We start from the raw sequence: 14,180 nt of genomic DNA on the forward strand, positions 1-14,180 counted from the left end.
GAAACTCCTTGGACAGGGGCTGCCCGGGGCTGCTTCCGTGGACGTATGAATTCCATGTGGGTGGGGCGGGCGGTGCGGCTGCGCGGCATCGAGCCGGAGGACTGGGAACGGTTCCGGGCCTTCGAGGTGGACTCGGATGTGCAGCGCAACGGATGGCAGGTGCAGCTCCCGCAGTCCGCCGAGGCCGCCAAGGCCTGGGCCAAGGAACGCTCGACGGAGAAACCCAAGGCGGGTGAGGAGGGCTTCTCCCTGGCCATCGAGTCCCTGGACGATGGCGTGCTCGTCGGGTCGATCAGCACCCACCATGTCGCGCTTCCCTGCGGCCGCTTCGAGTACGGCATCGCACTCGGCCCCGAGCACCACCGGCGCGGCTACGCCTCCGACGCCCTGCGGCTGCTGCTCACCTTCATGTTCCGCGAGCGCCGCTTCCACAAGTGCGAGGCCAGCGCCTGGTCCTTCAACGCCGCCTCGATCGCCTTCCACCTCAACTTCGGCTTCACGGAGGAAGGACGGCTGCGCGACCACGACTACGCCAACGGGCAGTACCACGACGAGGTGCTGTTCGGGATGACCGCCGAGGAGTTCGCCAAGCTGTACCCCATATCCTGACCTCATGCGGCGGGGGCGAGGGATCTGGCTGAGCGGGACCGTACTGCTGACACTGGGCAGTTACGCGGTGACCATCGCGCTCGCGCCCAGTGCCCTGGGCGGCCTGCTGTTCCTCGGCACGTCGGTGCATGTCGCCACCACGGCCTGGTTCTGGAGCGTGCCCGAGGTACGGGCGCACATGCTGGCCCGGCGCGGCCGCTATGTGCTGGCACCGCTCGCACTGGTCGCCGGGGCGGCCGTGCTGGCCGGCGCCATGCCGCCCAGGGCGTTCGTGTGGCTGCTGCCCGCCTTCCTGGCCTGGCAGTTCTTCCACTTCCAGAAGCAGAACCTCGGCCTGGCCGCGCTCAGTGCCACCGCGTACGGCGCCGGCCGGCTCGGGAACGGCGAGCGCCGGGCGGTCACCGCCGCCGGTGTGGCCGGGATCGTGGCGCTGCTGTCCCGTCCCGAGCTGCTGCAGCTGACGCTGGACCTGCGGCTGAGGTTCCTGTTCCCGGTGGCGGCGGTCGCGTACGCGGTGGCGGTGGCGGCAGGTTGCGTTCTGCTGCTGCGCAGGCGCACGAGGCCTGGCCCGGCCTTCGCGGCGGTCTACGCGCTCTCCTTGTTCTTCTTCCTGCCCGTGTTCCTCTTCACGTCCCCCTACGCGGCCGTGGCGGGCCTCACCGCCGCCCACGGCTACCAGTACCTGCTGATCATGGCCCTGGTCGCGGGCGGCGAACGGCCCGGGCTGTCGAGGCTGGTGAGCCTGGCGCTGCTGCTGAACATCGGGCTGCTGCTCGGCACCGCACTCAACCTGGCCTCGCACCTGCACGATGCGGCACCGGCCGGACGGGCGTTGTACGGGGCCTATCTGGGCGCCGTGATGGCCCACTTCGTGGTCGACGCCGGGCTGTGGCGGCTGCGGGACGAATTCCCGCGCCGATTCCTGACCCGGCGTCTTCCGTACCTCCTGGGCGGGACGGGCCGCCCCGGCCCGTCAGCCCCCGCCGCAGCCGCCGACCGCGTTGGCCCACGGGGCTAGCGTCAGGACCAGGGCGACGGCCCCGATGCCCATGGCGAGCAGCAGGAGCAGCCCGATCAGTAGCTTGCCGCGGTTGCTTGGCGGGGTCTCGGCGGGTCCGTCGGCGGCCGCCGCGAACAGCCAGTTCTCCTCGGAGGGTTCCGCCTCCGCCGCTGCGGTGTCGTGCACCAACGCCATCTCGTACTCCCCTTGCTCGGGTCCCCGGTACAACTGTGACGCGTGAGCAGGCCTCAAGGTTGCAGGCCCGGCTCACCTGCGACGACGGACCACGACGCGCTCGTGCTCACCGGCGACTCGCGGACCGCGATGCTCGCCACCGTACGGGCGTCGGTCACCCAATGCCTCCGGTCCACGTTCAGCCGCAGATAGCCACGCAGCGAGCCGTCGAAGTAGCGGACATGCGGGTTCAGATACGGGTTGTACGCCTTGAGCGGGGCGTCGAAGGCGATGGGGAAGTCGGAACTGACGCTGGTCGCGGTGAACTCGACGGCGACCGGGTCGCTGTCGAGGTCGTCGCGGTCGATCCGCAGATCGCTGAACCAGGAGGAGTGGATGTCCCCGGCGAGGACGACCGGGTTGGCCACCTGGGCGTCGCGCAGGAAGTTCAGCAGCCGGGCGCGGGCCGGGTCGTAGCCGTCCCACTGGTCGAGGTTGGCGATCGGCGGGAGCGGGTGCGCCGGGTCGAGGAAATTGGGGAAGCGGATCTGGCTCATCATCACCTGCTGGGCGATGACGTTCCAGCGGGCCCCGGAGCGGGCGAGGCCGTGGCGCAGCCACTGCTCCTGCCCGGAGCCGGTGAGGGTGCCGTCGGTGTTGCCGAGGCCGGAGGCCACGGTGCCGAAGTCGTCTGGGAAGCCGCCGGGCTGGTCGGTGCGGTACTGGCGGGTGTCCAGGACGTTGAGGCGCAGCAGGTCGCCGAAGTCGAAGCGGCGGTAGAGGCGGTAGTCGGCGGAGCCGTTGACGTAGCGGCGGCGCAGCGGCATGTGCTCGTAGTACGCCTGGTACGCGGCGGCCCGCTGGCGGGCGAACGCGGCCGGGTCCTGGTGCTTGGCGCCGGTGTCGTCGATCTCGTCGACGAGGCCCGCGTAGTTGTTCTCCACCTCGTGGTCGTCCCAGGTGACGATCCAGGGGAATGCCGCGTGCGAGGCCTGGAGGGCGGGGTCGGTCTTGTACTGGGCGTGCCGGGCGCGGTAGTCGGAGAGCGTGGACAGCTGGTCCAGGCCCGGGGTCTGCGGGGTGGTGTGCAGCCGGTCGGCGTACGCGCTGCTCGGGTCGTACTCGTAGATGTAGTCGCCCACGTGCAGGACCACATCGAGGTCCTCCTCGGCCAGCGCGCTGTACGCGGGCCAGTAACCGTTCTGCCAGTCCTGGCAGTTGACCATGCCGATGCGCAGGGCGTCCGGGCGCGAGCGGTACGCCGGAGCGGTGCGGGTCCGGCCGGTCGGGCTGAGGTGGCTTCCGGCGCGGAAGCGGTACCAGTAGTCGCGGCCGCAGGCCAGCCCGCGTACGTCGGCGTGGACGCTGTGTCCGTGGGCGGCCGTCGCCGTCTCGCTGCCGCGCCGCACGATCCGGCGGAAGTGCGGGTCGGCGGCGATCTCGTACTCGACCCGCACCGGGCGGCTGCCCATGGAGGCGGCGTCGTAGGGGTCGGCGACCAGCCGGGTCCACAGGACGACCCCGTCGGGCAGCGGGTCGCCGCTGGCGATGCCCAGCTGGAACGGGTCCTGCCGGACAGCCGTCGAGGCGTGGGCGGTACGGATGTTCAGCGCCTGCGCGCCCGCGATGACGGCGGCGCCGGTCAGCAGACGGCGGCGGCTGACGGGTCTGGCGGAAGAAGGTTCGGATGCGGGCATGGGTGACACCTGTGGCCTCCTGCGGGTGCGTCCTGTGGACCGGGCCGATCCCACCACAGTGTGGTTGACCGGTCATGAACAAGAGGAGGCTTTCAGCAGGGACGCCGCCACGCGTCCAGCGAGAGGTGCTTCAGCATGGAGCTGAGGCCGAGGCGCTTGGCCGTGGGGCAGAACGTGGCGGTGGGCAGGCCGTACTCGACGTGGAAGACCGCCTTGTCCGCCTTGATGAACGGCTTGTACAGCGCGCATTCGTCGAATTCCGCGCACTGCTCGTTCACCGCGAAGTCGACGTCCCCGACCAGCTCCGGGATCTGCTCCAGGTCGTTCTTGAGCCCGACCGCCATGCCCCGGTCGTGTGCCAGCTCGGCGATCATCCGGTTGAAGGCGAGCTGGTGGGCGGCGGTCAGGTCGAAGCCGGTGTCGTTGGTGTAGCCGTCCATCTGGTCGGGCTCGACGGCGTCGAAACCCTTCGCGCGGCACATGTCGAACCGCTTGGCCAGGATGGGCCGCAGGACCTTGAGGCGCCGGATGTCCAGCCAGCGCTCGCCGTCCCAGCCGTTGCCCTTGCCCAGGACGGAGGACGGGAAGGCGGCGCGGTCGGAGCGGAAGTCCTCCCAGGCGCCGGCGTTGATGTAGCAGATCACCTTGCGGCCGTCGGCGTGCAGGCGGCGTACGGTCGCGGCGGTGTTCTCGAAGCCGTCGATGTCGTACACCGGGACATCGACCCCCGTGTCGATCTTTCCGCTGAGCTGCCACTGCCAGGCGGTGCGGGCGTGTGGCCGCCAGTGGCCTTCGGCCTGTTGCGGGGCCGTCGCGCATCCGCCGAGCAGAACGGACAGCAGGAGCAGTGCGGTTGGGGGCCGGAGCCGAGGTCTCACGTGGGGCAGGGTATCCCGGTGGCCGAGTCCGGTTACGCGTGGATGCGGCCTGCCGTGCCGGCCAGGGGGCGCCCCGTGCGGCCCCGGGTGTGGGCGATGATCTCGGCGGCGATGGAGACGGCGGTCTCCTGCGGGGTGCGGCCGCCGATGTCGAGGCCGACGGGGGAGGAGAGCCGGCGGAGCTCGGGCTCGGTCAGTCCGGCTTCGCGCAGTCGGCGCAGCCGGTCCTCGTGGGTGCGGCGGGAGCCCATGGCGCCGACGAAGGCGAGGTCGGGGAGGCGGAGGGCGACCTGGAGGAGGGGGACGTCGAACTTGGGGTCGTGGGTGAGGACGGCGACGACAGTACGGCCGTCGAGGCGGCCGGCGGCGGCCTCGGCGGCGAGGTAGCGGTGCGGCCACTGGACCACGACCTCGTCGGCCTCGGGGAAGCGGGTGGCGGTGGCGAAGACGGGGCGGGCGTCACAGAGGGTGACGCGGTAGCCGAGCAGGGCGCCCTGGCGGGTGAGGGCGGCGGCGAAGTCGGTGGAGCCGAATACGAGGAGGCGGGGCGGGGGAGCGAAGGACTGCACGAAGACCGTCAGCTCGCCGTGGGGTCCGTGGCGGCGCAGCCCGGTGGCGCCTCGGGCGAGCATGAGGAGGACGTCCCTGGTCACGGCGTCGTCCAGTGGGGCGGAGCCGAGGGTCCCGGAACGGCCGTCGGGGCAGACGACGAGCCGGGCGCCGACGGCCGGGCCGGCGATCGCCGTGGCGACCGCCACCGGCTCGGCCGTCCGTATGGCGGCGAGCAGGGCGGGCAGTTGGGGAAATGCGCGGCGGGAGACCGGCTCGACGAAGACCTCCAGCGTTCCGCCGCAGGTCAGTCCGACCGCGAAGGCCTCGTCATCGCTGATGCCGTAGCTCTGGAGCAGCGGCCGGCCGGTGCGGATCACCTCCTGGGCCGCCTCGTAGACGGCAGACTCGACGCAGCCGCCCGACACGCTGCCGATGACCTCGCCGGACTGCGACACCGCCATTGCCGACCCGGGCTGCCGGGGCGCGCTGTCGTACGTGGCGACCACGGTGGCCAGGCCGGTGGTCAGCCCGGCCGCGTACCACGGGTGGATCGCGGCGATGACCTCACGCATGGGGACCCCCAACCCCTAACGGGCGAGCCAGACGGCGAGCGCGATGACCACGACAAGGGCGACGAGCGCCGGCACCGCCCGCTTGAGCAGGGCGCCACGGGCGACGCTCATCAGCTCCAGCGGGGCGACGGAGGCGACTTGGGCCGGCATGACGGGGACCGGCACGGCCGCCACGGATGCCTCGGGCGCCGACTCGGGCGCTGCCTCGGGCGCCTCCTCCACCGGCGCCTCCTCCGCCGTCGCCAACTGGGCCTCCAGCGCGTCGGCGAACTGCGCCAGCAGCTTCTTGCTGATCTCCTCGATCATGCCCTTGCCGAACTGCGCGACCTTGCCGGTGATCGTGAGCCGCGTCTCCACCGTGACCCGCGTCCCGTCCCCGTCCGGGGCGAGCCGGGCGGTGATCCGGGCATCGGCGTTGCCCTGGCCCCGGACGTCGCGGCCCTGTGCCCGCAGGACGGCGGTGCGGGCGTCCGCGTCCTGTTCCTCGAACGCGGCGACGCCCTTGTACTGGACGGTCATCGGGCCGACCTTCACCTTGACGACGCCGGTGTACTGCTCGCCCTCAACGCCGGTGAGCTGGGCGCCCGGCATGCAGGGGGCGATCCGTTCGAGGTCGGTGAGCAGGGCCCAGGCCGGTCCGACCGGCAGACTCACGCGGAACTCGTTGGTGAAGTCCATGGCGGACGAGCCTCCTTGCTGCCGACGGGGCCGTCAATGCGGTCTTCAGCCTTCGCTTAGGTCCTGTCGCCCGGCAGGGCCTAACTCCAGATCGTGACGTGCACCGCCGGGCGGAACGCGCTCATCGGCACCCCCTGCGGCCGGGACATCAGGGCCTGCGTGGCGGCGGGCGTGGTGACGAACCGGCAGAAGGCGGCGGCCGTGGCGGACCTGCGGTCGCCTTTGAGCGCGCTCGCGTAGAGCATGCCGTTGATCGGTGTACCGGGGACGTCGAGGGTGGCCAGCACTCCCCGGCGCAGATCCTCGCGCACCACGTGGCGGAAGGCGATGGACAGCCCGGCCCCGGCGGCCACCGAGTTGAGGGAGGCGGTGGCGCTGGGGAAGGCGATGGCGGTGTCGGGGTCGACGCCGACCCGGGCGAGGAAGGCGCCGGCGAGGGTGCCGGGGTCCAGGCCGGCGGGTCCGAGCAGCCAGGGCTCGCGGGCGAGGCGGGCGAGGCCGATGCGCGGCTGGTGGACCAGCGGGTGGTCCGGCGCGGCCACGACGACCAGCTGGAAGCGAAGGAAAGGCGTCGACTCGATGCCGGGGTGCTGCTGCGGCGCCGGGCCGACGGCGACATCCGCGCGCCGGTCCCGCAGCAGTTCGGGGAAGACGGCGGCGGGCACCGCGAGGGTGGCGGCGTCCAGATCCGGCTGGCGGCGTCCGAAGGCCGCGATCAGCGCGGGGAGGATCTGCTCGGCGCTGGTCTCGGTGGACGCCACCCGTAAGTGCGCGGTCCCGGTGCCGGCCTCCCGTACGCGGCTGCGGGTCTCCTCGGCCAGGCCGACGATCTCCGCCGCCCCGGCCGCGAGCCGCCGGCCGCCCGAGGTGAGGCTGATGCCCCCAGCGGCCCGGATGAACAGCACGTCGCCGAGTTCGCGGCGGAGCGCGGCGACCGCCCCCGACACGGCCGGTTCGGTGACGCCGAGTGACGCGGCGGCGGCCTTCACCGAGCCCAGACGGGCCACTGCGACAAAGGCTCTGAGCTGCGTCAGCGTCATAACAGTTATTACATCTGTTCGAACGCTTTCGTTTGTAGACCTCTTAAGTATTCGCTTCATTCGTCGTTGACCGATCCGCCCACCGGGGCCAGGGTGCGGGCACCGGAGAAAGAGGGAGGATGCCGTGCAGGTACCCGCTTCGTTCGACTATCAGCGGGCGGAGAGCGTGGACCAGGCGCTTGAGCTGCTGCAACGGTTCGGCGAGGAGGCACGGGTCGTCGCCGGGGGGCACAGCCTGCTGCCGATGATGAAGCTGCGGCTCGCCCGCCCCGAGGTCCTGATCGACATCAACGACCTGCACGAACTCGACTACATCCGACAGGAACAGAACGAACTGTGCGTCGGTGCGCTCACCCGGCACCGCGCTCTGCTCGAATCCGAACTCGTCGGCCGGCACTTCCCGATCATCCACGACGCCGAGCGGGTGATCGCCGACCCGCCCGTCCGCAACCGCGGCACCATCGGCGGCTCCCTGTGCCAGGCCGACCCCTCCGAGGACCTCTCCGCCGTCTGCGGCGCGCTGCACGCCCGTGCCGTGATCAGGGGCCGCGACGGGACGCGGACCGTGGACATGGCCGAGTTCCACCAGGGGCCCTACGAGACCGCGGTGGGCTCCGGGGAAATGCTCATCGAGCTACGCCTCCCCGTCCTGTCCGCCTCCGGGAGCGCCTACGAGAAGGTCGAGCGCAAGGCGGGCGACTGGGCCGTCGCGGCGGCCGGAGTCGCGCTGTCGCTGAGCGACGGGCGGATCGCCGAGCCGGGCGTGGGGCTCGCGGCGGTCGGCTCGGGCAGCGTGAACGCGAGCCGGGTGGAGGAGCTGCTGCTGGGCGCAGAGCCGTCCGAGGCGCTGTACGAGGCGGCGTGCCGGCGCGCGGCAGAGGACTGCACCCCCGTGACCGATGGCCGGGGGAGCGCCGAGTACAAGCGTCACCTGGCCGGTGAACTGACCAGGCGGGCACTGCGGCGGGCAGTGGCCAGAGCTGCGGCAACGGAGGCATGAGCCATATGACGATGCAGGTCACCGTCAATGTCAACGGCGAGGACCACACCCGGGAGATCGAGGCCCGCCACCTGCTGGTGCGCTTCCTCCGCGACGACCTGGGTCTGACCGGCACCCACTGGGGCTGCGACACCAGCAACTGCGGCACCTGCGTGGTCCTGATGGACGGCGAGCCCGTCAAGAGCTGCACGGTGCTGGCCGCCATGGCCGCCGGGCACGAGATCCGTACGGTGGAGGGCCTCGCCGACGGCGGGGTCACCCTCGACCCCGTACAGCAGGGCTTCATCGAGGAGCACGGCCTGCAGTGCGGCTTCTGCACCCCCGGCATGATGCTCACCGGCCGGGCCCTGCTCGACCGCAACCCGGACCCGTCCGAGCAGGAGATCCGCGAGGCGATCTCCGGGCAGCTGTGCCGCTGCACCGGCTACCTCAACATCGTCAAAGCCATCCGATGGGCCGCCGAGCACCAGGCGGCACAGACACCGGCAGGGAGCTGACCCATGACGTCGGTGGAGGAACGGACCGAGGAACGCCCCATCGGATTCGGCCGCCTCAAGCGCAAGGAGGACCCGCGCTTCGTACGCGGCAAGGGCCACTACGTGGACGACGTCCGGCTGCCCGGCATGCTGCACGGCGCCGCCCTGCGCAGCCCGTACGCCCACGCGCGCATCGTGTCCATCGACACCTCCGCCGCCGAGGCCCACCCCAAGGTCCGGGCGGTGATCACCGGCGCGACCCTGGCCACCCTCAACCTGGCCTGGATGCCCACCCTTTCGATGGACACCCAGGCGGTCCTGGCCACCGACAAGGTGCGCTTCCAGGGCCAGGAGGTCGCCTTCGTCGTCGCCGAGGACCACTACGCCGCCCGCGACGCCATCGAGCTGATCGAGGTCGAGTACGAGCCGCTGGACCCGGTGGTCAACGCCCGGCACGCGCTCGACCCCGACGCGCCGGTCATCCGCGACGACCTCGAGGGCCGCACCGACAACCACATCTTCGACTGGGAGGCCGGCGACAAGGCGGCCACCGACGGCATCTTCGACCGCGCCGAGGTGGTCGTCGCCCAGCAGATGCTCTACCCGCGCGTCCACCCCGCCCCGCTGGAGACCTGCGGCTGCGTCGCCGACATGGACCCGGTCGACGGCAAGCTGACCCTGTGGGCCACCACCCAGGCCCCGCACGCCCACCGCACCCTCTACGCCATGGTCGCCGGGCTGCCCGAGCACAAGATCCGGGTCATCGCCCCCGACATCGGCGGCGGCTTCGGCAACAAGGTCGGCATCTACCCCGGTTACGTGTGCGCGGTCGTCGGCTCGATCCTCACCGGGCGCCCCGTGAAGTGGATGGAGGACCGCTCCGAGAATCTCATGAGCACCTCCTTCGCCCGCGACTACCACATGGCCGGAGAGATCGCCGCGACCCGCGACGGCAGGATCCTCGCCGTACGCGTCAAGGTGCTCGCCGACCACGGCGCCTTCAACTCCACCGCCCAGCCCACCAAGTACCCGGCCGGCTTCTTCCACATCTTCACCGGCTCGTACGACATCGAGGCCGCGCACTGCCAGGTCACCGGCGTCTACACCAACAAGGCCCCCGGCGGCGTCGCGTACGCCTGCTCCTTCCGGGTCACCGAGGCCGTGTACCTGATCGAGCGGCTCGTGGACTGCCTGGCCGACGAAATCGGCGCCGACCCGGCCGCGTTGCGCATGCGCAATCTCCTGCGCCCCGGGCAGTTCCCGTACGAGAACAAGACCGGCTGGGTCTACGACTCCGGCGACTACCCGGCCTGTCTGCGCAAGGCGCTGGACCTCGCGGGCTACGAGGACCTGCGCAAGGAGCAGGAGGAGAAGCGCGCCCGGGGCGAACTCATGGGCATCGGGCTGTCCTTCTTCACCGAGACGGTGGGGGCGGGCCCGCGCAAGCACATGGACATCCTGGGCCTGGGCATGGCCGACGGGTGCGAACTGCGCGTGCACCCCACGGGGAAGGCCGTGGTGCGGCTCAGCGTCCAGACCCAGGGGCAGGGCCACGAGACGACTTTCGCCCAGATCGTCGCCGAGGAACTGGGAATCCCGCCCGAGGACATCGACGTCGTCCACGGCGACACCGACCAGACCCCCTTCGGGCTCGGGACCTACGGCAGCCGCTCCACCCCCGTCTCGGGCGCGGCGGCCGCCGTGGTGGCCCGTAAGGTCCGCGACAAGGCCCGGATCATCGCGGGGGCGATGCTGGAGGTCGCCCCGGACGACCTGGAATGGACAAAGGGACGGTGGTCGGTCAAGGGCGACCCGGCCGCCACGAAGACCATCCAGGAGATCGCGCTGGCCGCCCACGGGTCGCTGGAGCTGCCCGAGGGCGTCGAGGGCCACCTGGAGGCGACCACCGTCTACAACCCGCCCAACCTGACCTACCCCTTCGGGGCGTACATCTGCGTCGTGGACGTCGATCCCGGCACCGGCGCGGTCAAGGTGCGGCGCTTCATCGCCGTCGACGACTGCGGCACCCGCATCAACCCGATGATCATCGAGGGCCAGGTGCACGGCGGCCTCGCCGACGGCGTCGGCATGGCCCTGATGGAGCTGATCGCCTTCGACGAGGACGGCAACTGCCTGTCCGGCTCCTTCATGGACTACCTGCTCCCGACCGCCCTCGAAGTCCCCGCCTGGGAGCTGGGCCACACAGTCACCCCCTCCCCGCACCACCCCATCGGCGCCAAGGGCATCGGCGAGTCCGCCACCGTCGGCTCGCCCCCGGCTGTCGTCAACGCCGTGCTCGACGCCATCGGCGTACGGCACGCGGACATGCCTCTGACGCCCGGCCGGGTGTGGCAGGCGATGAGCCAGGGCGGGGTGGAGGCGCCGCAGTGACCCCGGGAAGCGTCCTGGAACGACGGATGGCCGAACTGACCGCCCAGCACGTCCCGTTCGTGAAGGCCACCGTGGTGCGCGCCCGCCGCCCGGCGAGCGCACACCCGGGGGACACCGCCCTGGTGCTGGCGGACGGCCGCATCGAGGGTTTCGTCGGCGGGGTGTGCGCCGAGGCGACCGTACGCGTCCAGGCTCTGCGCACGCTGCGCAGCGGCGAGTCGCTGCTCCTGCGCATCTCGCCGGGGGCCGGCGAACCCGGCGAGATCGAGGACGGCGAGATCGAGGACGGCGCGCTGGCCGTGGCCAATCCCTGCCTGTCCGGCGGCGAACTGGAGATCTTCCTCGAACCGCTGCGCCCCGCCCCACGCGTGGCGGTCCTGGGCGACACCCCCATCGCCCACGCGCTGCTGGCCTTCGGCCCGGTGCTCGGCTACGAGATCACGCCGGACGGGAGTCCCGACCCCGACGCCGTCGTGGTCGCCTCGCACGGACGGGACGAGGCGCCCGCGCTGACGGCGGCGGTACGGGCCGGGGTCCCGTACGTGGGGCTGGTGGCCAGCCCGAAGCGCGGGGCGGCGGTGGTCGCCGGGCTGGAGCTGACGCAGGACGAGCGGGCCAGGATCCACACCCCGGCCGGGGTGTGGATCGGCGCGCGCACGCCGGAGGAGGTCGCGGTGTCGATCCTGGCGGAGATCATCGCGTCCGTACGGGCGGCGACCCCAGCCGGGCCCGAACCGCGGTCGGCCGTCGACCCGGTGTGCGGGATGACCGTGGCGATCGCCGCCGACACCCCGCACACCGACGCGGGGGGCGAGCGGCACTGGTTCTGCTGCCCCGCCTGCCGGGACAGGTACGCGGAGGCCGGGTGAACCAGCCGAACGACCTGGTCGCGGCCCGCGTCCCCGACCTGGAAACCCTGCGCGCCGCCCTGGAATCCACCGGCTACCTCGCCGACCGGGGCCTGGCCGGCGCCCTGTTCCTCGCCCTGCGGCTGCCGCGGCCACTGCTCCTGGAGGGCGAGGCGGGCGTCGGTAAGACCGAGGCGGCCAAGGCCGTCGCGGAGATCCTGGGCAGCCCGCTGATCCGGCTGCAGTGCTACGACGGACTGGACGCCGCCGAAGCCCTGTACGAGTGGAACTACCCCCGCCAACTGCTCAGCATCCGCCTCGCCGAGGCCCGCGAGGAACGTCTGGCCGAGGCCGACCTCTTCACCGAGGCGTTCCTCCTGCGCCGCCCCGTACTGGCCGCCCTCACCCATCCCGGCCCCGCCCCCGCCGTGCTGCTGATCGACGAGATCGACCGCGCCGACGACGACTTCGAGGCCTTCCTCCTGGAGGTGCTCGCCGAGGCGAGCGTCACCATCCCCGAGCTCGGCACCGTACGGGCCACCGTGCCGCCGGTCGTCCTGCTCACCTCCAACCGCACCCGCGACCTGCACGACGCCCTCAAACGGCGCTGCCTCTACCACTGGATCGACCACCCCGGCACCGACCGCCTCATCGAGATCGTCCGCCGCCGCGTCCCCGGCACCTCGGCCGAGCTGGCGGCCCCGGTCGCCGCCGCCGTACGGCGCCTGCGCACCCTGGACATCCAGAAGGCCCCCGGCATCGCCGAGAGCATCGACTGGATCTCCGCGCTGGCCCTGCTGGGCGTACGCCGCCTGGACGCCGACGCGGCCGACACCACCCTCGGCACCCTGCTCAAGTACCGCGAGGACCAGGAGCTGGTGCGCGAGCGGGGCCTGGACTGGCTCGTCGGCGTGCCCGATGCCTGACATCGGCCTGCCGGCCTTCTCCCAGGCCGAGTTCGCGGGCCGCCTCGGACAGGAACTGCGCCGCGCAGGACTCGACGTCACCCCCGAACGCCCCGTCGTCTTCCTCGACGCCCTGCGCCTGCTGCCCCCGGTGGACCGTACGGCCCTTTACTGGGCGGCGCGGCTGGCCTTCGTGACCGGACGCGAGCAGATCGAGCCCTTCGACCGAGTCTTCGACCTGCTGCTCGGCGGTGGCACCGCCGTAGGACACCACCGCCCCGACCCCGGCCCGCCCTCGGCCGTACCCGATCCGACGCAGCCCCCGGCACCCTCCGCCGCTCCTTCCGCCCCCGCACCGCTGGCCGGCGGCATTCCCTCACCGTCCGGCGACAGCGGCCGCCACCAGGACAGCCCCCGGCGCTCAGACGGCCTGCGCCTCATCGCCAGCACCGCCGAGAGCCTCGCCCACAAGCACTTCGACGCCCTCGACCCGGCCGAACTCGCCGCCCTGGAACGACTCCTCGCCGCCCTGACCCTGCGACCGCCCCTGCGCATGACGCGCCGCCGCGCCGCCGACCCCCGGGGCCGCCGCATCGACCTGCGCCGCACGCTGCGGAGCAGCCACCGCACCGCCGGCGACCCCATCCGCCTCGCCCGCTCCCGCCCCCGGCCCCGCCCCCGCCGCCTCGTCCTGCTCTGCGACATCTCCGGCTCCATGGAGCCCTACACCCGCGCCTACCTCCGCCTCTTCCCCCGCGCCGCCGCCGACGCCCACGCCGAGGCCTTCGTCTTCGCCACCCGCCTCACCCGCCTCACCCCCGTCCTCCGCCGCTCCGGCTCCGGCTCCGGCACCGACGCCGCCCTGCGCCGTGCCGGCCGCACCGCCCCCGACTGGTCCGGCGGCACCCGCATCGGCCACGCCCTCGCCGACTTCAACAACCGCTACGGCCGCCGCGGCCTCGCCCGCGGCGCCGTCGTCGTCATCTTCTCCGACGGCTGGGAGAGCGAGGACCCCGCCGCCGTCGCCCGCGAAATGGCCCGCCTGCGCCGCCTCGCCCACCGCATCGTCTGGGTCAACCCCCGTAAGGCGTCGCCCGGTTACGCCCCGCTCGCGGGCGGCATGGCCGCGGCGCTGCCGCACTGCGACGCGTTCGTCAGCGGCCACAGCCTCGCGGCGCTGGCCGAGGTGATCGAAGCCATCGCGGGCCCCTGAGATCCAGCCAAGCCGGTTCGATCTGAGTAAGGTCTGCTGCTGTGCGCGAGCCGAGTGTCATCGACAACGTGAACGTCACCGAGCCTGTCGGGAGGTCGTCGGGCCGGTACGAGCGGCTGCGGCGGGGCTGCCGGACGCACCGGCGGT

The 14,180-nt window shown here is 72.2% G+C and carries 14 protein-coding genes; 8 read left to right on the forward strand and 6 right to left on the reverse strand.

Annotation, left to right across the window (positions count from 1 at the left end):
* Positions 1 to 45: 45 nt before the first annotated feature.
* Both OG607_RS37590 and OG607_RS37595 read left to right on the forward strand, forming a co-directional pair.
* The gene (locus tag OG607_RS37590; RefSeq protein ID WP_405733423.1) at positions 46 to 609 is read left to right on the forward strand and encodes a GNAT family N-acetyltransferase; all 564 of its coding nucleotides are present in this window, start codon (positions 46 to 48) and stop codon (positions 607 to 609) included.
* Positions 610 to 613: 4 nt separating this feature from the next.
* Positions 614 to 1,627, forward strand: a complete 1,014-nt coding sequence (locus OG607_RS37595) for a hypothetical protein (protein WP_405733426.1) — start codon at positions 614 to 616, stop codon at positions 1,625 to 1,627.
* Here OG607_RS37595 and OG607_RS37600 read toward each other — a convergent pair.
* From OG607_RS37600 to OG607_RS37625, 6 genes are all read right to left on the reverse strand, one after another.
* Positions 1,583 to 1,804, reverse strand: coding sequence for a hypothetical protein (locus OG607_RS37600; protein ID WP_405733429.1), 222 nt, complete (start codon positions 1,802 to 1,804; stop codon positions 1,583 to 1,585). The genes OG607_RS37595 and OG607_RS37600 overlap by 45 nt on opposite strands.
* Positions 1,805 to 1,857: 53 nt before the next feature.
* Positions 1,858 to 3,480 (reverse strand): alkaline phosphatase D family protein, encoded by a 1,623-nt coding sequence (locus tag OG607_RS37605; RefSeq protein WP_405733431.1) that lies wholly within the window; start codon positions 3,478 to 3,480, stop codon positions 1,858 to 1,860.
* 92 nt (positions 3,481 to 3,572) lie between these two features.
* Entirely contained in the window at positions 3,573 to 4,358 is a 786-nt protein-coding gene (locus OG607_RS37610; protein WP_405733434.1) for an endo alpha-1,4 polygalactosaminidase, read from the reverse strand.
* Between the two features lie 32 nt (positions 4,359 to 4,390).
* The gene (locus OG607_RS37615; protein ID WP_405733437.1) at positions 4,391 to 5,482 is read right to left on the reverse strand and encodes an XdhC family protein; all 1,092 of its coding nucleotides are present in this window, start codon (positions 5,480 to 5,482) and stop codon (positions 4,391 to 4,393) included.
* A 15-nt stretch (positions 5,483 to 5,497) separates the two neighbouring features.
* Positions 5,498 to 6,160: an SRPBCC family protein gene (locus OG607_RS37620; protein WP_405733440.1), complete on the reverse strand. Its 663-nt coding sequence runs from the start codon at positions 6,158 to 6,160 to the stop codon at positions 5,498 to 5,500.
* An 80-nt stretch (positions 6,161 to 6,240) separates the two neighbouring features.
* Positions 6,241 to 7,200, reverse strand: coding sequence for a LysR family transcriptional regulator (locus OG607_RS37625; RefSeq protein WP_405733443.1), 960 nt, complete (start codon positions 7,198 to 7,200; stop codon positions 6,241 to 6,243).
* 124 nt (positions 7,201 to 7,324) lie between these two features.
* On the opposite strand from OG607_RS37625, the gene OG607_RS37630 reads away from it, so the two are divergent.
* The 6 genes from OG607_RS37630 to OG607_RS37655 are packed head-to-tail and all read left to right on the forward strand — an operon-like array spanning position 7,325 to position 14,033.
* Positions 7,325 to 8,200, forward strand: a complete 876-nt coding sequence (locus OG607_RS37630; RefSeq protein ID WP_405733445.1) for an FAD binding domain-containing protein — start codon at positions 7,325 to 7,327, stop codon at positions 8,198 to 8,200.
* Positions 8,201 to 8,211: 11 nt separating this feature from the next.
* Complete coding sequence (locus OG607_RS37635) at positions 8,212 to 8,697, forward strand: (2Fe-2S)-binding protein (RefSeq protein WP_405737312.1); 486 nt, start codon at positions 8,212 to 8,214, stop codon at positions 8,695 to 8,697.
* Between the two features lie 3 nt (positions 8,698 to 8,700).
* Complete coding sequence (locus OG607_RS37640) at positions 8,701 to 11,067, forward strand: aerobic carbon-monoxide dehydrogenase large subunit (protein WP_405733448.1); 2,367 nt, start codon at positions 8,701 to 8,703, stop codon at positions 11,065 to 11,067.
* A complete protein-coding gene (locus OG607_RS37645) occupies positions 11,064 to 11,936 on the forward strand; it encodes an XdhC family protein (RefSeq protein ID WP_405733451.1) in 873 nt (290 codons plus the stop codon). The genes OG607_RS37640 and OG607_RS37645 overlap by 4 nt, the downstream gene beginning before the upstream one ends.
* The gene (locus OG607_RS37650; protein ID WP_405733454.1) at positions 11,933 to 12,841 is read left to right on the forward strand and encodes an AAA family ATPase; all 909 of its coding nucleotides are present in this window, start codon (positions 11,933 to 11,935) and stop codon (positions 12,839 to 12,841) included. The genes OG607_RS37645 and OG607_RS37650 overlap by 4 nt, the downstream gene beginning before the upstream one ends.
* Positions 12,834 to 14,033, forward strand: coding sequence for a vWA domain-containing protein (locus tag OG607_RS37655; protein ID WP_405733457.1), 1,200 nt, complete (start codon positions 12,834 to 12,836; stop codon positions 14,031 to 14,033). Before OG607_RS37650 ends, OG607_RS37655 begins: the two co-directional genes overlap by 8 nt.
* Positions 14,034 to 14,180: the final 147 nt, after the last annotated feature.

It is taken from the genome of Streptomyces sp. NBC_01537 (assembly GCF_045040445.1).
In the GTDB taxonomy this organism is placed as follows: domain Bacteria; phylum Actinomycetota; class Actinomycetes; order Streptomycetales; family Streptomycetaceae; genus Actinacidiphila.